Source organism: Vibrio sp. 10N.222.48.A3 (assembly GCF_041475345.1).
Lineage (GTDB): Bacteria > Pseudomonadota > Gammaproteobacteria > Enterobacterales > Vibrionaceae > Vibrio > Vibrio tasmaniensis_A.
The window spans coordinates 1-648 of sequence record NZ_JBFRVX010001711.1; the positions used below are offsets into that span (position 1 = coordinate 1).

The 648-nt window shown below is 44.8% G+C and carries 1 protein-coding gene; it reads right to left on the bottom strand.

All coding sequences use genetic code 11. The annotated features are described in order from the left end of the window. Positions 1-115: 115 nt before the first annotated feature. On the bottom strand, positions 116-648 hold a 533-nt coding region (locus AB4653_RS28555; protein WP_372106007.1), incomplete at its 5' end, for a threonine/serine exporter family protein.

The following is a 648-nucleotide window of genomic DNA, read 5'->3' on the forward strand; positions in this document are numbered from 1 at the left end:
GCACAATAGATCAACGCTCGTTGCGGGACGTTAAACACCAATGCAAAACCAACCGCAGGAATCGCAGCAAAAAACATGTCGTTGAGTAACCCAACAAAAAGTTCAAAAATAGTCATTAGTTCACCCACCCCCATACGTCAGATAGGCTCATCGCTGCGACAATACCTAAGCTTGTAGCCAACGTTAATAAACTGGCCATGGTGAAGCGTGCGAGACCCATATTAATGTGGCCTTTAAGCATATCTGCTACGGAGTTAATCAAAGGAAAACCGGGCACTAGCATCAATACTGACGAAGCCATCACGATAGTGGGTTGACCACCAATATTGTAGAGCACTGCCTGAGCTGAAATGGTGGTGGTGACAAAAGCGGTAATAGCGAAATTTAATAACGGATTGAAATGGCGATGACCAATCTCTTGTCTCACGATCATACCGCAAGCCGAAGCTATAAACGTCATCATAAAGACATGCCAATCTCCGCCAGCAAGACGGCTAAAAGAAGCACACGATAGCCCTATCATTACGACAACTAACCAACGGTTGTAGCGTTCGGGACTGATCCCTTGGATCTTCTTATAAGCTAAATCATAATCAAGAATCCCTTTCTCCATCATGATACACACGCGTTGAATCTCGGTGATAACCT